At 42.0% G+C, this 25233-nt stretch carries 22 protein-coding genes; 2 read left to right on the top strand and 20 right to left on the bottom strand.

The genetic code is table 11. The features are described 5' to 3' along the window. Positions 1-60: 60 nt before the first annotated feature. The 20 genes from MUB35_RS05140 to MUB35_RS05050 all read right to left on the bottom strand — a co-directional run bounded on the left by MUB35_RS05140 (position 61) and on the right by MUB35_RS05050 (position 23890). Positions 61-1110: a DUF5688 family protein gene (locus MUB35_RS05140; RefSeq protein WP_244805819.1), complete on the bottom strand. Its 1050-nt coding sequence runs from the start codon at positions 1108-1110 to the stop codon at positions 61-63. Positions 1111-1138: 28 nt separating this feature from the next. Then, positions 1139-3250, bottom strand: a complete 2112-nt coding sequence (locus MUB35_RS05135) for a DNA topoisomerase 3 (protein ID WP_029471610.1) — start codon at positions 3248-3250, stop codon at positions 1139-1141. Positions 3251-3322: 72 nt separating this feature from the next. After that, positions 3323-4057, bottom strand: a complete 735-nt coding sequence (locus tag MUB35_RS05130) for a CD1107 family mobile element protein (protein WP_029471609.1) — start codon at positions 4055-4057, stop codon at positions 3323-3325. After that, the gene (locus tag MUB35_RS05125) at positions 4032-4340 is read right to left on the bottom strand and encodes a DUF4315 family protein (protein ID WP_029471608.1); all 309 of its coding nucleotides are present in this window, start codon (positions 4338-4340) and stop codon (positions 4032-4034) included. The genes MUB35_RS05130 and MUB35_RS05125 overlap by 26 nt, the downstream gene beginning before the upstream one ends. 26 nt (positions 4341-4366) lie before the next feature. Continuing rightward, entirely contained in the window at positions 4367-6610 is a 2244-nt protein-coding gene (locus MUB35_RS05120) for a C40 family peptidase (protein ID WP_055055574.1), read from the bottom strand. A 51-nt stretch (positions 6611-6661) separates the two neighbouring features. Continuing rightward, positions 6662-7120 (bottom strand): hypothetical protein, encoded by a 459-nt coding sequence (locus MUB35_RS05115; protein ID WP_029471606.1) that lies wholly within the window; start codon positions 7118-7120, stop codon positions 6662-6664. Then, a complete protein-coding gene (locus tag MUB35_RS05110; RefSeq protein ID WP_155857375.1) occupies positions 7104-9572 on the bottom strand; it encodes a VirB4-like conjugal transfer ATPase, CD1110 family in 2469 nt (822 codons plus the stop codon). The genes MUB35_RS05115 and MUB35_RS05110 overlap by 17 nt, the downstream gene beginning before the upstream one ends. After that, positions 9523-9912 (bottom strand): PrgI family protein, encoded by a 390-nt coding sequence (locus tag MUB35_RS05105; RefSeq protein ID WP_005334813.1) that lies wholly within the window; start codon positions 9910-9912, stop codon positions 9523-9525. The genes MUB35_RS05110 and MUB35_RS05105 overlap by 50 nt, the downstream gene beginning before the upstream one ends. Positions 9913-9934: 22 nt before the next feature. After that, positions 9935-10807: a VirB6/TrbL-like conjugal transfer protein, CD1112 family gene (locus MUB35_RS05100; RefSeq protein WP_015514791.1), complete on the bottom strand. Its 873-nt coding sequence runs from the start codon at positions 10805-10807 to the stop codon at positions 9935-9937. Between the two features lie 19 nt (positions 10808-10826). After that, positions 10827-11042, bottom strand: a complete 216-nt coding sequence (locus MUB35_RS05095; RefSeq protein ID WP_005334815.1) for a Maff2 family mobile element protein — start codon at positions 11040-11042, stop codon at positions 10827-10829. Positions 11043-11292: 250 nt separating this feature from the next. Then, positions 11293-11745, bottom strand: coding sequence for a helix-turn-helix transcriptional regulator (locus tag MUB35_RS05090; RefSeq protein ID WP_040015701.1), 453 nt, complete (start codon positions 11743-11745; stop codon positions 11293-11295). Between the two features lie 103 nt (positions 11746-11848). Next, entirely contained in the window at positions 11849-13663 is a 1815-nt protein-coding gene (locus MUB35_RS05085) for a VirD4-like conjugal transfer protein, CD1115 family (protein WP_118085141.1), read from the bottom strand. Further along, complete coding sequence (locus tag MUB35_RS05080; protein ID WP_114100248.1) at positions 13660-14223, bottom strand: PcfB family protein; 564 nt, start codon at positions 14221-14223, stop codon at positions 13660-13662. Before MUB35_RS05080 ends, MUB35_RS05085 begins: the two co-directional genes overlap by 4 nt. Next, entirely contained in the window at positions 14224-14502 is a 279-nt protein-coding gene (locus tag MUB35_RS05075; RefSeq protein ID WP_005423569.1) for a hypothetical protein, read from the bottom strand. Further along, on the bottom strand, positions 14492-14635 hold the full coding sequence (locus MUB35_RS05070; protein ID WP_164492145.1) for a hypothetical protein: 144 nt from the start codon (positions 14633-14635) through the stop codon (positions 14492-14494). Before MUB35_RS05070 ends, MUB35_RS05075 begins: the two co-directional genes overlap by 11 nt. Before the next feature lie 68 nt (positions 14636-14703). Then, the gene (locus MUB35_RS05065; RefSeq protein WP_244805818.1) at positions 14704-19965 is read right to left on the bottom strand and encodes a SpaA isopeptide-forming pilin-related protein; all 5262 of its coding nucleotides are present in this window, start codon (positions 19963-19965) and stop codon (positions 14704-14706) included. A gap of 462 nt (positions 19966-20427) precedes the next feature. Beyond that, positions 20428-21048 (bottom strand): sigma-70 family RNA polymerase sigma factor, encoded by a 621-nt coding sequence (locus tag MUB35_RS05060; protein WP_117528502.1) that lies wholly within the window; start codon positions 21046-21048, stop codon positions 20428-20430. A gap of 174 nt (positions 21049-21222) precedes the next feature. Further along, entirely contained in the window at positions 21223-21357 is a 135-nt protein-coding gene (locus tag MUB35_RS30455; protein WP_255785577.1) for a hypothetical protein, read from the bottom strand. Between the two features lie 812 nt (positions 21358-22169). Next, entirely contained in the window at positions 22170-22523 is a 354-nt protein-coding gene (locus MUB35_RS05055) for a hypothetical protein (protein WP_003864619.1), read from the bottom strand. Positions 22524-22600: 77 nt separating this feature from the next. Next, a complete protein-coding gene (locus MUB35_RS05050) occupies positions 22601-23890 on the bottom strand; it encodes a Y-family DNA polymerase (RefSeq protein ID WP_330634183.1) in 1290 nt (429 codons plus the stop codon). 247 nt (positions 23891-24137) lie between these two features. On the opposite strand from MUB35_RS05050, the gene MUB35_RS05045 reads away from it, so the two are divergent. Continuing rightward, the gene (locus MUB35_RS05045) at positions 24138-24596 is read left to right on the top strand and encodes a helix-turn-helix domain-containing protein (RefSeq protein WP_005334845.1); all 459 of its coding nucleotides are present in this window, start codon (positions 24138-24140) and stop codon (positions 24594-24596) included. Positions 24597-24688: 92 nt separating this feature from the next. Then, positions 24689-25204 (top strand): ImmA/IrrE family metallo-endopeptidase, encoded by a 516-nt coding sequence (locus tag MUB35_RS05040; RefSeq protein WP_225876977.1) that lies wholly within the window; start codon positions 24689-24691, stop codon positions 25202-25204. Positions 25205-25233: the final 29 nt, after the last annotated feature.

Genomic DNA, 25233 nt, shown 5'->3' with positions numbered 1-25233 from the left:
CTACGACATTGTGCTTATGCCGCAGGGCGTTTTATTAGTTGATGAGATGATTATTTTTTATTAGAGTTCCATATCGTGCTTCTTTGTTTTCGGTTTCTGATCTGGCTGTTCTTTTCCGGCTTTCTCCGTTTTTGCAGCCTGTGCTTCTTTTTCTTTCTGACGTTCTGTGAATCTATCTGCCTTTTCAAAGACATGATCCTTTGTATCAAAGTGATATACATCATTGGTAAGGCGTTCTGCGGGGGCTACCTGAGTGGCATTTACTTCTTTTACCATATCTCTTAACATTTCTGCATCCACTTGCCCGTCATCTGGAAAGACCAGCATTTGATGGATGGATGATGGCAAAATGAAGAAATCATTTCCCAGAAGTTCCCCCATGTTATCCATGAATTCCGGATAAAAGATCACACCGGCTCCATCAATTCTTTCTGTATTCGTAACAACAAAGAATGTCGGCATCTCGCTTGATTCCTGCAATGTTTCCTGTAACATTTCACGTTCATCCGGTGTCAGCATGAGAATATTTTTCTGATATATTTCATCTATCAGTACACCTATACTTGATACCTCTGGGACCATGACACGCGGTGAACTTTTCATAGCGTCTTCATGAATCTGCTCCTGTGTCACTCCATATTCCTTCATCATTTCATTTGTAATCAGCATGGAACTTAATCCATCCTGATTCTTGCCTACTGCCACATGATAGGTAATTGCAAGATCTTCCTTTAACTGGTGTGGCACAATTTCGAGGACTTCCTTATTTGCTTCGGCTGATGACACACGGATAAACAGCTTGTCCTTCACATCTTCATAGTTTAAAATAGCTTTCAGATCAACCTGTATCGGTGCCTCAATAACTATATCTGCAATCTTTCTGCATACAGTTTCCATTGTTACGCCAGGCTGTGCTTTATATGCTTCATACAGCCGGTTAAGATTGATCGTCGGGGTAAGCATCTCACCTTCTTTTCTCACCATCAGTCCCGTATAGGCACGGTTCAGTTTATGACACTCCATCGTTGATACCTCTGCATTCTCATAATCCCTTGCTAAAAAGAGTTTGATATTGTCCTTTACTTCATTTACAAATTCATTAAAATTCATTCTTCGTTTTCTCCTCTAATCTGTTTTCTTATTTCTTTTTGCTTTTGTTTTTTGGTTTCTTTTGTGGAAAGGATAAAGAGAAATTCACCCTTCCGGTTTCATCTGCATCCATATGAAGATCTGCCTCAAAGTACATATTTTTCTTTCTGGAATACAGGTCTTTTACATGCACACTTCCGTTTTTCAGAAGTTCTGCAGCCATCTTTTTATCCATGGTTTTTTCCATGCTCTGCAGATAGCGGTTATCTTTCCAGAGAGCAAAGTGGCAATCGTGGTTGCTGCAATAGAAGTTGGTCTTGCTTTCGTATACCAGGCTGCCGCATACCGGACAGGTTCCAATGCTTTCTCTGGTCTGAAATCTTCTTGTTTCTTCTTCGGAGATCGCATCACATCCATTCAGCATCATGGTGAGCATATTTTTGATCCCAGTCATAAACTGTTCCGGTGCAATTTCTCCATGCTCCATCAAGAGCAGCTGATTTTCCCATTCTGCAGTCATACTTGCAGATTTCAGGAAGTCTGGAAGAATCTCAACAAGGACTTTTCCATCATCTGTTGGAATGATCTGTTTTCCTTTTCGGGTGGCATACTGGGAATAGATCAGTTTTTCGATGATACCGGCTCTTGTTGCCGGAGTTCCTAATCCTTTCTTTTCTGTATCTTCATCGAATTCCTTATTTCCAGCAGTTTCCATTGCCGCAAGGAGCGTATCTTCACTGTATGGTTTTGGCGGTGATGTGAAATGTTCTGTCTTTTCTGCAGCTACAGCATAGAAAGTCTGTCCTTTGGTTACTTTCGGAATCCTCTCTTTCATTTCTTGATCTGGATCTGCGATTGCCATGCGGTCCTTATTTTTGAAGCAGTTTTCAAAGATTTTCCATCCATCCTGCAGGACAGTTTTTCCTTTTGTCTTGAAGACTTCTCCCTGGCATTCCACTTCAATCTCTGTTTCCTGGTAAATGTGATCTTTACTCATTGCCATGACCGTATGGACTGCGATCAGAAACAGAATCTTTTCTTCCCAGGATTTCAGTTCATCCATATGGCAGGATGTAAGTTCCATCGTTGGGATGATTGCATGGTGATCTGTCACTTTGCTGTTATTCATGACTTTCTTCACATCTGGCTGTTCCGGCTGATCGAAAGGACCTGTCAGCTGATATTTCTCATAAATCTGACGTACCACATTTCTTGCGGTCTGCTCCATATCTTCGGTCAGATACTGACTGTCCGTTCTTGGATAAGTGATCAGCTTCTTTTCGTACAGGCTCTGGGCGGTATCTAATGTCTGTTTGGCTGTCATTCCATAGATACGGTTTGCTTCTCTCTGCAGTGTGGTCAGATCATAAAGCTTTGGGGCTTTTACTTTCTTTTCGGCTTCTTTTACAGCAGTGACAATAGCTTCACTTCCCTGGCATCTGCTTCTTAACTGTTCCGCCTCATCCGGATCAAAGATCTTTGACTTTACTGCCGGAATTCCGTCACAATCCAGTTCCACATTGAAATACTTTTCTTTTTGGAAATTGCTGATCTGTCCGGCACGTTCCACCAACATGGCAAGTGTCGGTGTCTGAACCCTTCCAACGGTCAGCTTTTTGAAGTACTTTGTGGTGTAAGCTCTGGTTGCATTCATTCCTACCAGCCAGTCAGCCTGAGAACGGCATACAGCAGCTTCGGCCAGATGTCGGTATTCCTCTGCGGATCTCAGATGCTGCATTCCATCAAAGATTGCTGAATCTTCCAGAGAACTGATCCATAATCGTTTCACCGGCTTTTTACTTCCGGATAAGTCATAGACATGTTTGAAGATTAATTCTCCTTCACGTCCGGCATCACAGGCATTTACGACGTATTCAATTTCCGGACTGTTGAGCAGTCTTTTTAAGATATAGAACTGATCTTTCTTATCTTCTGAGACTGTAACTTTCCAGTCTTTCGGGATGATCGGGAGATCTTCATATCTCCACTGGTTAAATTTCTCATCGTAAGCATCCGGTGAAACATACTCGACCAGATGTCCGAAACACCAGCTGACCATACAGTCGGTTCCTCTTAAATATCCGTCTTCTCGTTCCTGTGCTCCAATCACTTCTGCGATTGCTCTTGATACACTTGGTTTTTCTGCAATTACTAAATACATGATGTATTACCTCCTTCATATAACGAAACGGAGAGAGCATGTTTTACAGCCCCCTCCGCTAAAAAAGTTTATTTATTTTTCATTTTCTTCAAAATCTTCGTCTTCAGACTCTTCCTCATCCGGAACTTCTTCCAGTCCACCTGTTTCCAAACCTTCCGGCTGATCATCCTCATCTTCCTCTTTTTTAGGTTTATAGATCTTGAAGTAGTAGTAAGCTGCCACACCGCCGAGAGCCAAAATCAGGATTGTTGCCATTGCACCCATATTGGTTTTTGCAGATGCTGTTTTCTCCGGATCAATGGTAGCTTCCTTGTCTATATCCTCATTATTTGTTTCATCCAGCACTACCTTTGATTTATCTGGCTGTGGTGTTACGACAGTAGCAGTGCTGTCTTTATCCAGAAATTCGGACAGATCATTCTCATCAATCTGGGATAACATATAGACATTCTGTGATGTGGCACTACGGTCGATCACGATATAGAAAGTGTTGTTATTCTTCGTTGTAACCGTAAGAAATTCCTTTGTGGAATCATCGGTAATGTCATCCTTGACTTCACCATTGCCAGGTGTCGTAAATGCAGTTCCCTTGTCTGTTCCATCTTCCGGCAGCACCTCGTTTGTGTTTGTCGCCTCGTCCTTTTTCTCTTCTTTGTCTGTTGACTGTTCCGTCTGAATTGTCTCTACTTTGGATGCCTCTGCCGATTCATCCACATAGGCAAATGCTGTGGTTGATGCTGTAAAAAGCATCATGACTCCCAACAGCAGTCCTGCCATTTTCTTATTCATTTTCTTCCATTTCACCATTCTGATATTCCTCCTTATTTTCTTCTGTGAATACAAAGGAGCCTGAACCTTCATCGTCAGACTCCCTGCTTACCTGAAATTTAACTGTTCCATTCTGGATGCCATCCAAAAGATCATATAACTGATCATTATCCATCTTCATACCACGGATGCACCTGATCATCTCATTGTCCTCTTCCTGCTTTAATGCAGCCTGGACACCCCTAAGATATTGCTGCAGATCCGCGATCTTTTTCTCTGTCTTGACAATCTCATCCAGATATTTTTTAATCTTTTTATTCAAACTTTCACCTCCCTTCGTTCACCCCTTTATGGCAGTCTTCCAAAGCACATGAAATGTTGCTGCCAGTAGGATGTGCTGATATTTGAGTAATGGATCGGATCCCCGCAATGGATCATCATATTGTTACCGACATAGATACCCACATGGCTTGCACCGGATGTGTTATACGTTCCCTGGAAGAAAATCAGATCTCCTGGTTTTGCTTCTCCCGGTGATACATAAGTACATACGCCTCTTAATCCTTCTGCGGTCAACCGTCCATAGTTCCAGCCATTACCACAATGGTTAATGACATAGGATACGAAACCTGAGCAGTCAAATCCAGATGGAGAGTAGCCACCCCATACATAAGGTACTCCCAGATATTTTTCTGCTTCTCGGATCATCCGGGCAAATTCTTCATCCTGCAGTGCTTCCGGTGGAATCTCATAACTCATTCCATTACCGCCTGATCCACTGGTCACATTGTTTACATCCCACAGATAATTTCTGTTTCCATAGGTCGTATTTAATGCATTATAGATGATCAGCTGCTCCGCATTCAGATTGGCTCTTGCCACAGCGTCAAAGCTTCCATTTGTCAGTGTCACATATAGAATCTTCTTAGTGCTTGTACTGGTAACCGTTACTTCCTGACTGCCATTGTCATCTGCGATATAGGCTTCCCAGGTCTGATGTCCATGAGCAGAAGCGGCAGCATGGTTATCATAGTAAACGTCAAACTGCACACCATATCGTGCAAAGGCTCCGGTATCCTCAACTGTGTATTCCACACCATTCATTACTACCTTAGTGCCAATCGGCACAAATGGATTGGAAGCATCTACAGCAATGGTATGGTTTGCAGTTGGATATGCACCACTAGCAGTTGGACCTCCGGACCATACACCACAACAGATTCGACAGTTACAATATCCGCTGGTCACTACCTGTCCTAATGATTCTCCGACTCGAACATTTCTGGTTTCTGTCACCGTTTCTGTTCGACCTTCCGTATTCAGATGATATTGTGCTTCAAAAAGTGCTTGCAGCTCGTTTTCAACATCTGAGTACGTCCAGTCTCCATATTTTGCAGTAAGATACGAGATAAGATGATATGGATTATGACCAATCTCAGCAATGTTGTACTGATACTCGTCATAATTTGGATGTCTTCGTTCCATCTCATTGATCTGCTGATTCAAGGCACTTTCCAAAGCAGCATATCTGTTTTCGGCAGCATAAATATCCTCGTCTGAACTTGGATACGTTGTAATACCGATCACAGATCCAGCACCCTCGATAGAAGCACTGCAGCTCCCCAGAGATACCGCTATGACAAGAAAAAGAAGCGCAAAAATACCGATGCCTGCGAACATGGCACGATTACGCTTTATGATCTCTTTCAAGGCGATCTTTGCTTTTACCGTCATGTTCTCGACACCGGCAATGGTTGTTGCTCCACCCAGACTGCCAGCGGATTTTCCGGCTCTGGCTGCCCGGTAAGCATCCTTATATCGTTTTTTCTGGAAGAAGCGGTTATAGAAATGTCTCTTTTGTTCGGCTTTCTTTACCGTTTCTGCATTCTTGACTCCTTCCATACTTTCTGCAGAACCAAATTTCAGTTTCTTTTCTACGGTAGCCTCACGATAACCTCTGCGATGGGTTTTCACATCCGTCCGTTTGCTGCGGATCTGAGCATGACGCAGACCACGTAACGCATCTTCTGTTTCACGCTCTACAAGTCTGGCACTTTCCACACCTGCATTTTCATCTGTTTCTTCCTCTTCGGAAGAGACTGCTTTCATGCCAGATATAACAGCTTGTGTAGCAATGTATTTCCCGGCTGTCCCTCCCGGTTTCATGCCAGCACCTTTCACCATCTGATTTCCTTCATCATCAAAAGATAATCTTCCAGCTTTTGCCTGTTCTTTGGTCATCTGTTTTTGCAACTGTTTCTTCCGAATGGATTTCTTTTGGCTGTTCAGATTATTATCATCATCCGGGATTTTTTCATAACGATGCAGTTTCTTTCGATATCCGGATACTTTTTCTTCCGGTGTAACTTCAACTGTATCCTCAACAGCTTCCTGCCGGACAGAAGATTTACGGACTTTCTCCATCTGCAGTCGTTTTCCTTTTCCTGATTTTGTATCTTCATTTTCAGCCTTTTTTCGTTCCCGTTCAGGAACAAATTCTTCTTTATTTTCCGGTCGCCCCCGACTCCTGTGACTGATATCTTTTATGCTGCCATCACGGAGATTTTCTTCTATCAGACCATCTCTGGTCATCTTTGCGACCTTTTTATCTTTGCCTTTAAATTCTTTTCCAGCTATAGGTCATCACCTCCTGGCACAACTTTTCTTTCTGTACTCATTCAGTTCCTGGCGTCCTATAATCGGGATACCAGGATAACCATCTGCCTGTGTCCTGATTGCTGGAGAGCTCGCCTGGATATGAAATACCCAATTCAATTCACTCGGATCTCTCGGCCAGAAACCATTGATCAGCATAGCCTCCTTGAACTGATTGTTGTGCAGATGGATCTGGGTACGTTTATACAGAACTTCTTTCAGATCATCACTGGTAAGATGCGGATAGATTTTCTGTGCCGGATAAAAATTCCAGAATACCCAGTCAAGGATAATGTTCTGTGTTTCCAGCGGAAGTTCATACAGATGATGATCATCATTGACTGTATGAACACGGTATCCTGGCTGCACATTTTCCAGATTTTTCATCTGAATGTAAGGATTGTCCTGATTCCACTGCTTGATTCGGATCTTATCGATTTCCTTCATTTGCATCCCTCATTTCTTTATCTCGTTTCAATGTTTCCTCGGGCTTCGTGGTCATCAGACCATATAATTTCAATGTCTTATCGAACTTATCCTTAAATGGAATGATCGTTGTTCCATAGAAAAGAAGTCCTTCACCTTCCCCGGAATTCGTCACATAAGACAACTGATATGGGGAAATATTCAGCTGTTTTGCAAGGATCTGTCTGTCACCTGCAGCCTGGTTCAGCATCAGGATAAAATCACTGTTCTCAAAGATATTTTCAATCTCCCTGCTGGCAAGAAGATCCTTAATGTTCTGAGTGATACCAGTCGGTACACCTCCCCATTTACGGAATCTCTTCCAGATTTCTACGGAATAAGCTGCTGTCTGTTCTTCTTTGAGCAGAAGGTGGAACTCATCGATGTAGTACCTGGTGGATTTGATGCCACGGTTGATCGTAACTCTGTTCCATACCTGATCCTGGACGATGAGCATTCCGATTTTCTTCAGCTGCTTTCCAAGCTCTTTGATATCAAAACAGACAATTCGATTATTCAGTTCCACATTGGTTCTATGGTTGAATACTTTCAGTGATCCATTTACATAGATTTCCAGTGCTGTTGCAATTCTCTGGGCCTGTGGTTCTTTCTGCTTTCTGAGGCAGTCATACAGGTCACCGAGGACCGGCATGTTTTCCGGTTTTGGATCTGCAAAGTACTTCTGATACACCAGTGGAAGACAACGGTCGATCACTGATTTTTCCTCTGCTTCAATACCATCCCTGCTTCCCATGATTAGCTCACATAATGACAGGACAAAATCAGATTTCACACCAAGTGGATTGTCATCATCGGAATAATCCATATTGATATCCATCGGATTGATATAATCCTTACTGGTTGGTGAGATGTGTACTACCTGTCCGCCAAGTGCATGGACCAGCGGGTAATACTCGCCCTCCGGATCTCCGATGATAATGTCATCCTTCGTAACAAAGAACGCATTGGTGATCTCTCTTTTTGCTGCAAAGGATTTACCGGATCCAGGTGTACCAAGAATCAATCCATTCGGGTTTTTCAGCTTTTTACGATCCACCATAATCATGTTGTTACTAAGGGCATTCAATCCGTAATATAAGGATTCTCCCGCCATAAATAGTTCCTGTGTCGTAAATGGAACAAAGATTGCTGTGCTGGTAGTCGTAAGAGCCCGCTTGATCGGGATATGATTTACTCCCAACGGAACACTACTCATAAGTCCTTCTTCCTGCTGATAATCCAGACGTTTCAGTACACAGTTATATTTCTGGGCGATACCGGCAGTCTGGAAGATGGCATTATCCAGTGCCTGCTTTGTCTTTGCGCTATTTAAAAAGAGCGCTGTTACAAGGAACATACGCTCATTTCGTGACTGCAGGTCTTCCAGAAGCCTTTTCGCTTCTCCTCCATACGTGTTCAGATCCGATGGGATAATATCCATATCATATCCGGCCCGGACTGCTTTTTTCTGTTCTTCGATTTTCATACGATTGATATCCGTCACTTTGCTTTTTACCAGCTTGATTGCCTTCATCTGATCCACCGACTGCACATGCAGGTTGACGATCAGGTTCTTATCAATATCCAGAAATTCTGCCAGCATCTTATCCGTAAGCTCCGGCGCCAGGATCTGCAGATAGGAGACAGCCCCGATGGTATTTCCCATCTGGAATGTATTTCTGTCCCGGAACACAAAACTGGTCGGTGCCACATAATCCTTTGTATTGAGTCCTGTCCGGATCATGGATCCATAGTCAAACTGGAAATCTGTCATCACATCCGGATTGAATGTCTCATACAGGATCTGCAGACGTTCCACGCCATTCAGCGGATATGCCGGAACTCCCAGGATCTTAAAGTTATTCAGGATATCCGACTCGATACGTTCCAGCTTTGGTTTTGCCTCCCGGATATTTTCTGCTTCAATGGCAAATGTGATATATTTTGACTTCACCAGACCGTTGTTTCCTTTTGCCAACTGCTGTTTCAACATCTTTGCATATTCCATGCGAACATCATCAAAAGCATCCTCCTGTGGCCGGATCTGGATCACCTGCTCAAACTCCTTCATGCTGCTCTTATGATTGATAAAGCTCAGCTGAAAATGGATACTGGCATCAAAGTAATTGAGGAAATCACACCAGTTTTCAAAGATTGCATTTTTATCTTCATTCTGAGCCAGCTGGTAGTTGATGTCATAAAAGCGGATACACTTAGAATAAGTTTTTCCCTGTACCCTGCAGATTCCATCTCTTCCCATTTCCTTATAAGCGATCGACTGCTGGACGGACAGTTTTTTCTGCCTGCGTTTCTCTTCCTGCTTTTCTTTTTTCTTTTTCTCTTTTCTGTCTACTTTTTTGTATCCGGTATCTGCGACAGTTTTCTTATTTTTCTTTTTTCGCAACCGTTTTTCCCCCTTTCGGTTTTCCTGCATCCGGAGACTGTCTGATCTGTTCCGGATCTGTCTCATAATAGTTTTCAGTTTCATATTTTCTGACGGGCGGACGAAGAAACTTCACCCGGATCATATGCATCAGAACATCTTCCAGATGCATCCCGTCTTTTTCGTACATGGCAAATAAAAATGCCGGTAACATTAAAAGCACCATGACCGTTGCTGCATTACTGTTTCCCATCACATTACGCAAGAGAAAATAGCTTGGAATTCCCATTGCAGCACCTATCCCGATACAGATCAGCTGTCTTTTGGTCAGGTTAAATGCTACTTTATTCTTTACCTTCGTTAAATCTTTCGGTACGCTGACATATGCCATGATTTTCACTCCTTCCTGTAATTTAGTGCGCGTTAAATATCGACTTACTTAAGGATGCCGTCTTAAAGAGGCTGTAACATAAGATCACCGTGTAAGCCATAACGCCAAATAATGAAGAACTCAGATTATCTGAATACTGGATACCTGCAACAAGCACTGCATAGATTGCAACGCATACCATCATCAGAAATGCCTGGAAAGCCAGGGCAAAGAGTCCTCTGAAATAATTCGTGCCGATCTGTCCCCATTCTCTGTTACTCATAGTTGCGAATGGAATCGGCGCAACTGAGGTATATAGGTAAATCTCTATCATACGTCCATACATAATCACTGTGATCAGTACAGACAGGATTCTCATACAGAAGCCAGCGATAAGGGTTTCCAGCGCCAATACAACAAGTTCTCCGATTTCCATACTTTCCAGGGTTGCGGAAAGATCCGTCAATGCCGAAGAAATATCAATGGCGGTACTTCCTGTGATAACACCGGCCGCAGAATTAACTACGTGCTGGCCCACATCGAATACCGCCATTGTGATCGTAAATGTGTTACTCACCAGATATACAGCGATCCACATTTTTACGAAGTACTTGAAAAACATCCAGGTATCAATATCATGCATGTTGTTGCGCTCGGTCAGCATAGAAATCAATTCGTAGCAGAGTACGAGTGTGATAATAATACCTGCGATCGGCATGATCACGGAATCAGATAAGTTCCGGATCATACTGAATATGCTGCCGTTCCACCCTTGCGGGGTCTGTCCAACCTGGGTAGCGATCTCACCAGTCTTTTGATTGACATCAGTAAACATTGTGTCCAGGTTGGAAGTGATCATCCCGGTTAAGAGTTCCCTCATCCATTCCTCAATCGCATCAAAAATCTGACTGAACATGGATCTCTACTCCTTTCTCTTAACCAAATAATCCACTCAGAAGCGGGATTAGCTGTGTTCCAATCAGGATAACACCACCACCGCTCATCAGCTGCTTAATTCCCTGGGATTTTGCACCCGGGTTGTCGTTTCCATAACCTTCCATCAGGTTGATTACGCCCCAGACACCAAGGCCGGCACCGATTGCAACGACCAGTGTCTGAAGGATATTGATTGCACTGCTAAAAAAAGCCATAATCAAATGTGTGAACAAACGCTTTTTCTTATGGTCTGTAAGCGTTTGGCTCTACTCCTTTCCCTTTTATTCAGACCTTTTTTTACCTGTTTTATCTGCAAGGCGATCTTATCTTTATCTTCACTTTTTTCTCCTTTCTTCCTACTTTTAGATTTCTTTCTTGAAAAAACATAAAAAAAATAGAGCATATAGATGGATTTTTCTACATGCTCTAACGCTTTTTGTTCTTTTTACAAATACTTGAAATTTTTTACTTCCTATCCAATTTTTTTGCCAGCACAAAATTAAACAAAAATGTTACTGTCACTATTAAAATACATATTATCGTAATCCACGCTGGTACTTTCATATCAAATTGAACTCTTAGCAACAAAGAAATTGCTAAAAATATACCTCCTATAATCTCTATAAAATCTAGGATCCTTTTTTGCATCATCTGAATTTTTTCCCTTTCTTTTACCCTATCAAACTTCCATATTCCATATTTTGATTGAATATCTGTGATATCTTCATCAGATATAAGTTCATCCAAAGTGACTCCAAGCTCCATTGCTAACTTTTTTGCTGTAATTAGATCTGGACATCTTGAACCGTTCTCCCATCGGCATACAGTTTGTCGTGATACGTACAGTTTATCGGCAAGTTGTTGTTGTGTATATTTTTTTTCTTCTCTGATTTTTTTAATGTTATCATTTAAAGCCATACTTCTTACCTCTCTTTCATTCATATCATATAATGATACCATTAAAAAAGAAAGAACCAGCATGGTTTTCCTATGTTTCCACTTTGGTAACATAGAAATTTTCTTAATTAATAATTTCAATTTGTCTTATTTCATCCTCTGTTACATCAATCCGAAACATCTCAAACTCTGTATCTTTTGAAAATGTCAGATTATGATTCAGATATTTTTCAACATCAAAAGCATTTTTCTTATCATAATCGGCAAGTTCCTTGTACCGTTTATGCTTTGTGATGTCATATTTGTTGCTTAAAAACGGCCGGACTCCTCGAAGCTGTAAGATACATTTTTCTCCATCCATGACCGCCAGCTCATCTCTACTCATCAGTTCTTTTCCAGTCTTTTGATAGTTCAGCCCATAGGACCGGTTGCTGCCTCTGGTGTCTGATGTGTTGTAAAGATCTATGGTTTCCTTTCCCAGGGTTTCTGATATTTCTTTCAGTGTGGAACTTTCCTTTCCACCCAGGAAAAGAACAGTGTCACAGTTGCCTGTAATCGTCTCAGCAGCATCCTTATAGATGGTTTTCAGCTGAGATTGTGACTGCAGAATGATAGAAGCGGAGATTTCCCTGCTTCGGATTGTAGCAATCAACTTGTCAAATTTTGGAATCTGTCCGATATTGCTGAACTCATCAAGAAGCAGCCGTACATGATAGGGAAGCCTGCCTCCATGCTCATCATCTGCTTTATCACAAAGCAGGTTAAAGAGCTGGGTGTACATGATCGCTACCACAAAGTTGAATGTGTCATCTGTATCACTAATGATGACAAACATGGCTGTTCTCTGATCGCCAATCATATCCAGTTCCATTTCGTCATAGGACATGATTTCTCTTAGCTCCTGAATATCAAATGGTGCAAGTCTGGCACCACAGGAAATCAAAATCGACTTCGCGGTTTTGCCGGCAGCAAGCTTGTACTTGCGATATTGCCTTACTGCAAAGTGTTCCGGATTTTCTGCTTCCAGTTCTTCAAACAATTCATCCACCGCATTTTTAAATTCTTCATCATCCTCCCTGGTCTCACTGGCATTGATAAATTCCAGCAAAGTAGAAAAGTTCTGTTCTTCCTCTGGTGCTTCATACCAGATGTATCCGATCAGTGCAGAATACAAAAGACGTTCGGCCTTCACCCAGAAATCTTCGGTTGATTTTTCACCTTCACCTTTGGTATTTGCGATAATGGTATTTACCAGTTTCAAGATATCTTTCTCACTCCGGATATAATGGAACGGATTGTAATGCATGGACTTTTTAAAGTTGATCGTATTTAATACCTTGATCCGATATCCTCCATTTACCAGCATCTTCCCGCATTCAACGATGATTGTACCCTTGGGATCAGTGACCACATAGGACACGTGGTCCGTCATCTGCATAAGATTGGGTTTCACATAGAATCTTGTCTTTCCGGATCCGGAACCACCGATGACGATCACATTCTTATTTCGGGCATACTTTGGTGCTTTTGGTCTGCTGTTCATGGTCAGACGTTCCGTTTCTGTGAGGATGACATTGTTTTCAAAAACCGGATCCATGAAGGGTTCGATATCTTTTCTATTTCCCCATCTTGCAGATCCATACTCCACACCCTGCCGGAACTTCTTTGCATTTTTAGAACGATAGTAGACCACCAGCTTTAATGTACTTGCAACCAGAACACCTACTGTAAGATCCTGCAAAGCGACACTTGGCAGCCAGCTTAAAAATGCCAGTCGGAAATTGACTAACATCACGCCAAGTCTCTGGACCATGCTTTCTCCCAGGCAATGCCGGTACAGCCAGGAGCCTTTATCTGCTACATAGAAGATAAAGAAATATGGGAGATTTAAGATCACCAGCCGTTTGACCTGGATCTTCTGTAATTTTTCCCTAATCATCGTTCCTGACCTCTGGATTTTTGTCTCTGCTTCACACGCTGGCGGTGCTTTGCTTTTCTTTCTACAGATTTCTGCAGTTTCTTTCTGACAGATGGTTTCTTCACCTGTTTCTTTTTCAGTTCTACTCCGGCATATTCCCGGAAGGCCGCTGTCATCACATCCACGTCTTTTGCCTTAAAGAAGACCAGATATTTCGGTGGATCAGCACCGACTTCTTTCTTCAGGCTGTAATCAATGCCGTATTTTCTTGCCACACGGTCAAAGGATTTGATATTTTCATCTGTGATCTTTAAGTTGGAAAGCTGTACTCCCTGTGCATTCAGCTGCTTGATAGTCTGCTTTCCATGTGGCTTTTTCTTTTCAATCTTTTTTCGGGCTTTTTCCCTTCCTTTCTCCTGAGCCCGTCCGGTCTTTTCTGCCATTTTCACCTGCGTTGCTTTCTGTTTCCTGCGGTTGTCCATTTCCAGGAACTTCCGAAGGGCTGCTTTTAGCACACTGGCAGTGATCTTGACTCCCTGGATGCTCAGGCTGATCACTTTCTGATTTACTTCTTCCTGCAATTACCCACGTCCTTTCTTTCCTTTCATCTCAGAATAAAGACGGGCAATACAATATCCGATGCATGGAACATGTTTTCCATACGGACAGCCACCACATGGTGTTGTTTTTACTGCTTTTTTCTTTTCCGGAAGCAGATAGTGGCACTGTTTCAAGCTACAGCCTTTCTTTTTGCCTCCCCACCAGTAACAGTACTTGCAGGACCATGGCTTTTCTTCGCTGTACTTTCTTCCCTCAATAGCTGCATTTGGTTCTATGATCAGATCTTTATTAGTCTTCATTCTGTTCTTCCTCTTTTCTCATGATTTCTGTCAGTTTTTTCTCTGCCTGACTTCCGGCAGCAATGAGACAATACAAAACTGTAAATATTGCCGCTGCTCCCAGAAGAGCAACAAAAATAATGATATTTCTCATGGTTTCTCCCATCTAAAAAAGCGTCCACAGATTCCTTTCGGTTTCCATGAACGCTCATTCTTATTTAATTAGTGTTTCTTTTTTCTCATAAATGCAAGGGCTCCTGTACCAGTCGCACCAATGCCGAGAAGCATAAACCACAGCCACAGATTGGTGTTATCCCCAGTCTTTGGTGAATCACTGACAGGTTTTCCACCTTCCGGTGTCTTTTCTGCCGGTTTTTCCTCATCCACCATGGTTACATGCTGTACTACACTGGTATCCTTTACTTCGAATTCCACATCTTTTGCAACCAGATAGCCATCCGGTGCTGTTTCTTCACGGAGAGTGTATTTTCCGATCGGAAGCATTTCGATGTAATGTGCTTTCTCTGTACTGGTCCAGCTTTCCACAACTTTTCCATCCTGATCAAGGATTGTGAGTTTCGCTCCCGGAAGTTCTTTTCCGGCGATATCCTGTTTGGAGATTTTCACCTTCGTTACATCATCCTTCATCTCAACTTTCTGCACATCGGCAGTATCTTTGATCGTGAACTTCACGCTTTCAGCTGTCACGTAACCATCAGCAGGTTTTGTTTCAACCAGTGTGTATTCTTTTCCGACAGTCAGCTCACGGATCACATGTGCTTCTTTACCGGAAGTCCATTCATCCACGATATTTCCATCAGCATCTACCACTTTCAGCTTACATCCTGGAAGTTCTTTTCCGGTTGTCAGACTGGATTTGGTAAATTCTACAATGGTTGGCTGATTCTCAAAGGTAAAATCATAAGTGACTGTCGGCTGATCCTCACCTGCATACTCAAACGTAAATTCTTTTCCTTCATCGTTGGTTACAAATCCGTCTGGTGCATAGAGCTCTTTTACATAATAAGTTGCTCCTATTGGAAGATCTGCAACAAATGTGATCTTTCCTTCTTCATCTGTAGATTTCAGCTCAATGATCTCATCGGCTTCGATCAGGACTTTACCAGTTGTCTCAGACTTAATGTCATCTTTGGCAAATAATCCAAAGATAGCACCTTCCAATGTACGGTCAGAATCTTTTTCTTTCTTAAGTACACTGACTTCTACTCTCTGGCGGTTGTTCTGCCAGTCTTTGTCATAGACTACAACTGGTGTATTCTGATCCACGTAAGTCAGATCTACATGACGGATCTCACCATCCAGTACATGACCGTAAGCAGTTCCTGTTTCTTTCACATAGTATTTACCAAGTGGAAGATTTTCCAGTTTTGCAATACCGGTTTCATCTGTCTTTATTGTTGCAATCAGTTCATCCTTTTTATAGTAATCGTCACTGACGCCATCGGCAGCCTTAATGTCTTCCTCAGCATAGACTTCAAACGTAACATCTGTCAGCTTTCCAGTTACATAGTTGAAAATGTGTTCCACCACACCTTTGACCTTATCGGCCAGTGTAACAGAATCCAGGAATTCTCCCTTTTTGTTGATGAGGAGTTCACCAACCGGTACCTCGTCCTTCATTTCCACTTTCTGAACCTCTCCGGTATCTTTGACTGTGAATGTCACATCATTGGCTACCAGATAACCAGGCGGTGCAAACTCTTCATGTAGGGTATAAGTCTCACCCACTTTCAGATATTTGATCACATGCGGTGCATCTTTGGAAGATGTCCAGCTATCTACTACATTTCCATCTTTATCCGTTACTTTCAGATAAGCTTCATCCAGTTCTACACCGGTTGTTGCATCTGATTTTGTGATCTCAACAGTTGTCGGCTGGTTCTTCTTTACGGATTTTAATGTTACTGTCTGTACATCCTGCCCCTGATAAGAAGCATCAAATCTCAGTACTTCATCCGAAGATACGAATCCATCTGGTGCTTTCAGTTCTTTTACATAATAGCTTCCAAGTGGAAGATCCAGTGTACATGCTGCCTGACCTTTTTCATCAGAAGTCATTTCCTGTAAAAGAGTATCTGCTTTGATGATCACTTTTCCATCTTTCGTCTGAATGTCTTTTGCATTGTAAATACCGAACACTGCTCCGGCTACTGTATTGCCTGTCTCAGCATCCTGTTTTTCGACAGTAATCGACACTTTCTGTCGTTCATCTGTGACAGAGATTTCTTTCTCGATTACTGCAGTATCCTGATCCGCATAAGCAAATTCGACATTTTCCGGCACAGTATTTAACACATAAGTGTCCGGTGCATTCTTCTCTTTAACATAGTACCTGCCAAGTGGAAGATTCTTTACGGTTGCATAACCATCTGCATCCGTTGTGACGGTTGCTACCAGTGCATCCTTTGCAAAATACAGAGTTCTCTGTCCATCTGCACCTACCTGATGATCGGCAGTATAAATATCCTCTGCCGCATAGACTTCAAATTCAGCACCTGCAAGTCCAGCCATTTCAAACTGGAATTCCTTATCAAATCCCTTTAACACTTCACCCTGTTTATAGATCTTTAACTGACCTTTGACCGGGGCATTGGTATATTCCACATCAATGACTGCATCTCCTGTGACAGGATCGGTCAGATAAGCAGTATCTGTATCAACTGCAACTGTCACATAGTTTTTGGATATTGTGTACCCATCGGGTGCCGTCACTTCCTCAATCCTGTAGTTACCAGGTTTCAGATTCTTTGGCAGTACCAGGTATCCTTCTTCATTTGTGAAATAAGATTTGTGTACCGTTGGCTTTGGATAGGATGTTGTCTGTTCCACATATTTCTGATTATCCAGGTCATATACCTTGAATTCAGTATTCGCCAGGAGTACAGATTTCTGTGTTTCTGCATCCTTTTTGATGATCTTTAATTTTGCTTTGAATTCCTTATCCAGAAGCACTCGCCATGTCTGTGGTGTATCCGGATGATTCTCTGTGATCTTCACTACAAAATCATCGACCGGTGCATAGTTGTGTTTGCTTGTGGTTTCTCTTACCACATAAGTTCCATATGGAAGCGGAATCGATCTTGCATATCCTTTTTCATCGGTAAACATTTCTGCCTGGCCATCTGCAGTCAGTACAACTGGTCTGGCTGAGTCAAAATCGTAACTTCCATCTGCTTTTACTTTCAGATCACTGACAAGCCATGCTGAAAAACCGACTCCCTTAAGTAGATCTGCATCGGTCTTTCCGTTGTTTGCTGCCTTGATGATCTGGAACGGCTGCTTGATGACAGTTTCTTTGCATACAGAAGTTCTTTCTACTGTCGGAACAGTAGCACCTTCATAAGTACAGTCCACATCATGTTCTGTCGGATCCAGTACGTATCCAACCGGAGCACTAAGCTCTTTCAGATAATACTTTCCAAGATAGAGATCCGATACAGAAGCCTCGCCATTCTTATCCGTTGTCAGAGATGTGATCAGGCTGTCTTTCTTATGGATTGTTCCGGTTCTTCCATCCGGATGAACAATATCTTCCCTTGCATAAAGACCATATACCGCACCTTCCAGTGTTGCATCACCCTGGGCTTCATTGCCTGTCTCAGCATCCTGTTTTGCAATGTTGAGCTTTGCATTTACACGTTTGTCTGTTACATTTTTAGTCGTTGTCTTTCCGATAGCAAGAGTCACATTATAAGACTTTGTATCGATCTGATACCCTGTTGGAACAGAGATTTCTTTCAGATAAACAACTTCCTGTGTCTTTTCCATTGTGAGCTGTGAAGCACCATTCTGATCAGTTGCAGGCATCTCTGCGATCAGCTTTGTACATGCAGCATCGGAATAGATCCCGTACACTGCACCAGCCAGTGCATTTCCTGTATCCTGATCTTTCTTTACAATGGATACTTTGCATTCTTTTGTCCAGGTTACTTTAAAATCCACATATTTCTCATTTCCGACACCTTCACCGAAAACAAGAGCCAGGTCCTGTGTTCCAGATCCTGTTGTGATCTTATAGGCTGAATATTCCTTATCAATACTTCCTTTCATCTTAGAAGAGAAAGTAGCACTGACATTTTCTACCTGATTAAGTGGTGCTGTCAAATAGAACTTTGTACCACCGGAAATCTCCACATTAGCCCCTGCAGCACTGGTTTTACCGGTTGTCACATTTACAAGTTTTACACCTTTCGGCAGCTTGAAAGTGATTGTCTGCAGTTTATCCGCTTTGAATGTGATCACACTTGTTCGCTGGCTGTTTCCTTCCACATAAGCCTTTACATTAGATTCGGAAAAGCTCATATCTACAGACGGAATGTCCGGCATATTTACACAATAATTGTAAAGCTCCATTGCCAGGTTCTTTCCTGTTGCATTAGTTCCGGATGCCCAGTCACTGGATCCATTTGCATAAGCTGCTGCAAGATGGGTAATGATGAATCTCTTTCCTGCTGGGAAATCCGGATGTTTCTCATCGAAGAAACCATTCTCATCACTTGCTTTTGTTCCGTAATAGCAGACCTTTGCAAGTGTCTTTCCATCGGCAAGTTTCTGGATCGTATAAGTTCCATTTCCCGGTCCTTTTTTCGATGGTTCAACACAGTATGCTGTCGCATTGATGCTTCCCCATTTCACATAATATGGACAAGTCAGATAAGAACCTAATCCATAATCTGCGTAATAGTACCAGGAACCGGCTGTGACTGTGACTGATTTTGTTCCTGTTTCACCGGAAGCAAGCATCATTGGCATATCAAAAGTAATACTTTCGCCTGCTTCAAGATCTGCAAGAGCAACTTCCTGGTCAACAGCTTCCTGCATAACCTCTGAGAGTGTGATCCCTGTTTCCGGATCAACGGTCTCCTGATCCTCCGTTGCTTCGATCTCTGCATCAAATTCTTTTTCTGTCAGTTCTGTTTTGCTCTCCGTTTCAGCAGCACCAGTTTCCTCTGTAGACGAGTCAGCCTCAGAATCCTCTGTTTCTGTCTTATCGGAAGAACCAGCATCCTGATCAGAAGAACTTTCTGACTGCGAATCTTTCTGCTGATCCGCTTCTTTTACCACGATCTTTCGATTGATCTGGTAGGTTGGGTGATCCGTTGTCTGTGGTTCTACATAATAGACTGCCTTATAGGAATTGGCATAATCGGTAGAAAAGTCATTCCCGTCCGTATCTTTTGCTTCCTGAAATGTAACTTTTACTTTGCTGTCATCCTGGATCGTAAGACCGGTATAATCACTCTTTACATCGAAATTGTCTCCAACCTTGATCTCATAATCCTTTGCAGTTACCACTTCATCTTCATCCAGCTGATCCTTGATCTCCTCATAATACGGAATCTTTTTTACAGATCCTGCATCCTCAGAAGCATAGGCAACAGCGGGAGAGAGTACCGTCGATAGAACCGTTACTGCTGTCAGTAAACCAGACATCACCCTGCGTGCGTTCTTTTTCACGTTCATTCTCTTAAATCCTTCCTTTCTGATTCTTTTGTGTATGGTTATCTGTTAGTTTCTGCATATTATCTTTTATACGAAGATGATCGCCTCCTTTCCTGAAATTTGCGCTATTTGGGACAGTCAGCACAAGCTGAGATAACAGCACAAATATATGGCGGTACCTGTTTGTCACAAATACCGCCACATGATTTCTACTGTCATCCTCTTTTTAGATTCAGACATTTTATTTTGATTTAAGATTTAAGCGTTTTCCTGTTTTCTTTCCCGGATCCGTTCCTATATCAGTTTCCATCTCTGATACGTTTTCTTCTGGCAGACACGCAGCTTTTCGCTCTATGCATGTTCAAACCAAATATCACTCCGGGCAGGCTATTCATTTTTCAAAGTACATGAAGGTGTTCTATGCAAACCCTTCATATAACGAAACGCTCAGAGCCTGTTTTACAGTGGTCTAATTCAATTTTTTTAAAATTCTTCGTTTTCAGCCTTTTTTTTCATCGTTTTTAATGCCCTGTTCAGGAGGTCATTTACACTCTGCTGTTTGATTCCCAGATAATCTGCGACATCCTGCTGGCGCATTTCTTCGAAATAAATCAGATTGAGTACCGTCTTTTGCCTCTCTGTCAATTCCTTGATCAGCGCATTCAGAATTTCTCTGTCGATAACATCGTCAACAAAATCTTTTGAAGATCCTCTCATAATCTCCGCATCATCTGTAACATCGCTGTTAGAAAATACACCATGATTGGTGCTGATTTTGCTCTGGCTGTATGCCATACGGTCTTCAGCCTCCATCAGCAGACGGATATACCAGTTTTCATTATCAAAGAACTCTTTATTGAATTCCTTGTTATCGCCAGTTACACTCACATATTCATAGTCATCACAACTATGAAGCGGAAATACGGTTGATTGATTTCCCGCTGTATAAAGCACATATCCGTGATCATAAACAGAGATCGTTGTATCTGCATTGATCATTTCTTTTACTACAACTTTGTGTTCTTTCAAGGATTTCACGCTTGGGATTCTTTTCTCCATATCAGCAACCTTCACGATTTTCTTCAGTTCTTTTAATGTCAACATAATGACCACCTTTCTGCCTTTCGGCTCCGGGTGGTTCTTTCCATCTTTTATGAAATTTCTGCACAGACATAAAGAACTGCAGCGCAAGAGGTCACGAACTCACCCGTTTTTTTTGAACGGGAGTCCGCGACTCCTTGATAACGCATAATCTGCTTACATAATTAGTATGTTAGATTACTGCTCATTTTGGGATTTGCACTGAATGCACTCTGATTTATTCTCTGTTTGCTGTTTGCGAAACATGGAATAATCGCCCATAGCATCGTAAGGACAACGCCTTACAAATTCCTGGTATTCGATTTCAGTCATCTTTGCTTCCTCCTTTGTGTCATATTATCAAAATCTCTATTTACAATTATTTTTGCAAAAAAGAATTCAACCTCTATATAACGAAACGCTGAGAGCCTGTTTTACAGTGGTGTACGACAAAAAAATTTAAAAATTTTTCGAAATACGTCAAAAAAGCCCGACAAAACAAATACTTCAACAATCTCCAAAACCAGAAAATACTTCTGATCTTGCAGTGTATCCGTAAATGTTTTGCCGGGCTCTTAGTGATTCCAGTCAGGTTCAGCTCCTTGACAAACTCTTGCTGTCTGGTGCGTTCTTGATGGTTCCGGCCAAATCCAACGCTTACTACAGACAGCTCATTCTATTCTGTTATGATCCCTGATTCATCATCTTTCGGGAATACGTCCGCATCCTGGACTTTAATTGTTCATCTCGGATGTGAATCGGACGAACCGACACCATATCATCCTTTACAAATATCTCCAATGTGCTGCGACATTTTTTGCACTCCACTTCTGAATCGCTTTGTGCGCTCTTTTCAATAAATGCTCCACATACAGAGCAGTGTACATGCCATTTAATAGCACCTGATCCCATATAGGCTTCCTCCTTTAAGCAATAAGATATTCTCCATTTATTACTCAACGGACCAAAGGGAAATCAAATCCGCCTTATGAGCATCATGCCATCCATTCCGTAAGTGCCAAAGCTACACGAACAGCACGATTTCTATTCTGATCAGATCTGCTTTGTCGATCTGTGCATCCTTTTTTATCCTTTCACCAGCTACCACTCACTCTTTCCGGTATAAAAAATTCCGCTGTGATTCATTAACATGATATTTCAATAGTTTCAAATACATCACCAGTCAGATCACAGATGTCCTGGATCTGGATCTCGGTATCATCAATCCGTAAGTGGACTGATGGATCAAAAAATTCTACGGTTCCAGATAATGTATGGTACTGACCAATTAATGGATTCTTCCATGACTTTTGAAAATAAGTTGCCTGTATCTTCATTCCATATGCCAGGATTCTTAATTTCATATCCAGCTCATTTTTCTTTTCCTCAGATAAATCTCTTTTCGGTTCATAAATGATTTCCTGTTGCCGGATTGTTTCATCCAATCCACGAAGTGCCGCAAATGGAGCAAACTGTTTTGCCCTGCGTCCTACATCCATGGGATGTCTCCTGGAAACCGGTCTTGGTAAATATAAATACGGTTGATATGCACTTGCCAGCACTTTTTGCACCTCCTCTAAGCACGGTGACCACCTATTTGCTCGTTGCGTTCTCTATAAGTAGAACACTCCAGCAGATTGGATCCACGCATGATCGCATTCTTTCCATAACGCTGCTTTACATTCAATACTGCTTCCTGTAAATGCCGTTCCTTATCGGTCTGTTTGGGATCATCAAACAGGCTGTACTGCACATAATTTTCAGGAGCAACCCTGTTCGCACACACCTCGATTCTTCGGATTCCGGTATATTTGTCTGCAATCCTGCGATATAAATCTTCCACTGCATCTATGATCTTTTTGGAACTGTTACTTTCTCTTTCGAGTTTTACGGTTCCTTTGGATGCCTCATGCTCATACCTGTGGTCATAGGCGATCCATAAGGTGAGAGAGTTTGTTACCAGTCCTTTTTCAAACAGATCCAGGACCAGATTGTCTGTCATTTCCCTTACGATCACAAGTGCTTCGTCAAAAGAATAATTTCGCATCAGCACCTGGCCATTCGATAGGCTGTGCTCTTCCGAATGATAGTTCTTGATGTCACTCATCCGGCATGTTTCATAACCCCATGCATGATCGATCAACAGCTCTGCATCAATCCCAAACATCTTATACAGCCAGTCTTCGGATCTTAAAGAAGCCATTGCGATATCGCCCATCGTATGGATCCCGTAACCAGCCAGTTTCTTTTCAGTCCGGGATCCAATCCTCCAGAAGTCACTTAATGGTTTATGATCCCATAGCTGCTCTCTGTAAGAGAATTCATTCAGGATTCCAATATGGTCATCCACATGCTTTGCTACGATATCCATTGCGATCTTAGCAAGATACAGATTGGTTCCCACACCTGCAGTTGCAGTGATGCCAGTTTCCTCCATGACTGCCTGCATAAGCTTTACCGCCATTTCTTTTGCAGTGAGATGATAAAGCTGCAGATAGTTTGTCACATCAATAAAACATTCATCGACACTGTACACATGGATATCTTCTTTTGAGACATACCGCAGATAGATTCCATAGATTTTTGCGGAATAATCCATGTACAGCTGCATCCTCGGCATGGCTGTAATGTACTTCACACAATCCGGTATCTCATGGATCCGGCACCGGTTCTTGATGCCAAGCGCCTTCATGGCCGGAGTGATTGCCAGGCAGATTGTTGACTTTGATCTGGTAGGATCTGCAACCACCAGGTTTGTTTTAAATGGATTCAGCCCACGTTCTACGCATTCTACAGAAGCATAAAAGGACTTCAGATCAATACAGATAATAGAAGTCTGATCCTGACTCACATTGCCACCTCCCATACGTCTTTCCTCTTTTTGTAACATGTATCCCATTTTGACTATCAATGATTGTCTATCCTTCCTGTTTTCATTGAATTACAGGAAATTCATTTCACATATCCATTGACAAAAGAGGAAATATTGTGTATCTTATAGGAAAGATGTTTCCCTTATCTGTAATTCACATTATAGGAGAGATATTTCCCTTTGTCAAGATTAATTTTTAATTTTCAGGAGACACATTTCCCGTTTTGCCTTGAGGCGGCTAATGAAACTTATAAGACAAGGCTTAGAAAGAGGTATGTTTATGACATTCGGTGAAAAAGTAAGATCATTAAGAAAAGAAAAAAAGATGAGTCAGCAGGAACTGGCCAGTATGGTTGGTGTTTCATATAGGACCATTCGATCCTGGGAAGTAGAAGGACGTTTTCCAAAACAAAATGTTCTGTATCAGAAACTGGCAGATGCATTACAGTGTGACGTTTCTTATCTCATGAGTGAGGATGAAGCTTTTATCACAGAAGCATCCGAACAGTTTGGTAACCGTGGTGCCAAACAGGCTCAGCAGATCCTGGAACAGGCTGCAGCTATGTTTGCTGGTGGATCACTGACAGACGAAGATAAAATAGCTTTTATGGATGAGATCCAGAGCCTTTATCTGGATTCCAAAAGACGTGCAAAGAAATTTACACCGAAAAAATATCTGAAAAACCAAGAGGAAAAATAATAGAAGGCGGGATTATTGTACACCTAATCTGTTACCTTATAGTTACAAGGATATTTCTGCCCTTTTTATTTTTTACTTTTGAGGTGATTTATTTGAGAAACACTTACATATATACAGAAACAAAGAAATTAATCAAGAAATATGGCACCAGGGATCCCTTTGAGATCATGGATCAGATGAACATTGTTGTCGGGGAAACTTCCAGATATAAGACACTGAAAGGATATTGTTTTATGAGCTGCAAGACGATCTATGTCATGATCAGCAGTTTCCTTTCAGAAGAAGAAAAGATGATCGTTGCCGCCCATGAATTAGGGCATATCATCCTGCATCGTTCCCAGCTGAAAATGGCTCCGATGCAAGATGATACACTCTACAATATGACGGATAATACAGAATACCAGGCCAATCTGTTTGCTGCCGATCTTCTGATTGATGATGAGGAGATCGAAGATATGGTTCAGAACGAAGACCTGGATTACTTCGGACTCTGCAGTTCTCTGAATGCAACTCCGGAACTCATGAGCTTTAAACTATACAGCCTGACAAAACGAGGCCAGGCTTATCATATGCCGATGGAGATTCAGAGTAATTTCCTGGCAAAATAATAAAGGATAAGCGCATTCTACAATAAGAA

Source organism: Blautia sp. NSJ-175 (genome assembly GCF_022867815.1).
Lineage (GTDB): Bacteria > Bacillota > Clostridia > Lachnospirales > Lachnospiraceae > Blautia > Blautia celeris.
This window is presented reverse-complemented; position numbering and strand designations above follow the sequence as displayed.

Coding starts and splice junctions, on each gene's coding strand:
- MUB35_RS05075 (WP_005423569.1), bottom strand. CDS start 14,502: ATGAAGACTAATAAAGATCTGATCATAGAACCAAATGCAGCTATTGAG.
- MUB35_RS30455 (WP_255785577.1), bottom strand. CDS start 21,357: ATGACTGAAATCGAATACCAGGAATTTGTAAGGCGTTGTCCTTACGAT.
- MUB35_RS05100 (WP_015514791.1), bottom strand. CDS start 10,807: ATGTTCAGTCAGATTTTTGATGCGATTGAGGAATGGATGAGGGAACTC.
- MUB35_RS05050 (WP_330634183.1), bottom strand. CDS start 23,890: ATGGGAGGTGGCAATGTGAGTCAGGATCAGACTTCTATTATCTGTATT.
- MUB35_RS05055 (WP_003864619.1), bottom strand. CDS start 22,523: ATGGATGTAGGACGCAGGGCAAAACAGTTTGCTCCATTTGCGGCACTT.
- MUB35_RS05090 (WP_040015701.1), bottom strand. CDS start 11,745: ATGGCTTTAAATGATAACATTAAAAAAATCAGAGAAGAAAAAAAATAT.
- MUB35_RS05045 (WP_005334845.1), top strand. CDS start 24,138: ATGAAACTTATAAGACAAGGCTTAGAAAGAGGTATGTTTATGACATTC.
- MUB35_RS05130 (WP_029471609.1), bottom strand. CDS start 4,057: ATGGTGAAATGGAAGAAAATGAATAAGAAAATGGCAGGACTGCTGTTG.
- MUB35_RS05110 (WP_155857375.1), bottom strand. CDS start 9,572: ATGCAGGAAAACCGAAAGGGGGAAAAACGGTTGCGAAAAAAGAAAAAT.
- MUB35_RS05065 (WP_244805818.1), bottom strand. CDS start 19,965: ATGAACGTGAAAAAGAACGCACGCAGGGTGATGTCTGGTTTACTGACA.
- MUB35_RS05115 (WP_029471606.1), bottom strand. CDS start 7,120: ATGAAGGAAATCGATAAGATCCGAATCAAGCAGTGGAATCAGGACAAT.
- MUB35_RS05135 (WP_029471610.1), bottom strand. CDS start 3,250: ATGTATTTAGTAATTGCAGAAAAACCAAGTGTATCAAGAGCAATCGCA.
- MUB35_RS05120 (WP_055055574.1), bottom strand. CDS start 6,610: ATGACCAGAGATGGTCTGATAGAAGAAAATCTCCGTGATGGCAGCATA.
- MUB35_RS05070 (WP_164492145.1), bottom strand. CDS start 14,635: ATGAGAAATATCATTATTTTTGTTGCTCTTCTGGGAGCAGCGGCAATA.
- MUB35_RS05060 (WP_117528502.1), bottom strand. CDS start 21,048: ATGTTGACATTAAAAGAACTGAAGAAAATCGTGAAGGTTGCTGATATG.
- MUB35_RS05140 (WP_244805819.1), bottom strand. CDS start 1,110: ATGAATTTTAATGAATTTGTAAATGAAGTAAAGGACAATATCAAACTC.
- MUB35_RS05095 (WP_005334815.1), bottom strand. CDS start 11,042: ATGGCTTTTTTTAGCAGTGCAATCAATATCCTTCAGACACTGGTCGTT.
- MUB35_RS05105 (WP_005334813.1), bottom strand. CDS start 9,912: ATGGCATATGTCAGCGTACCGAAAGATTTAACGAAGGTAAAGAATAAA.
- MUB35_RS05085 (WP_118085141.1), bottom strand. CDS start 13,663: ATGATTAGGGAAAAATTACAGAAGATCCAGGTCAAACGGCTGGTGATC.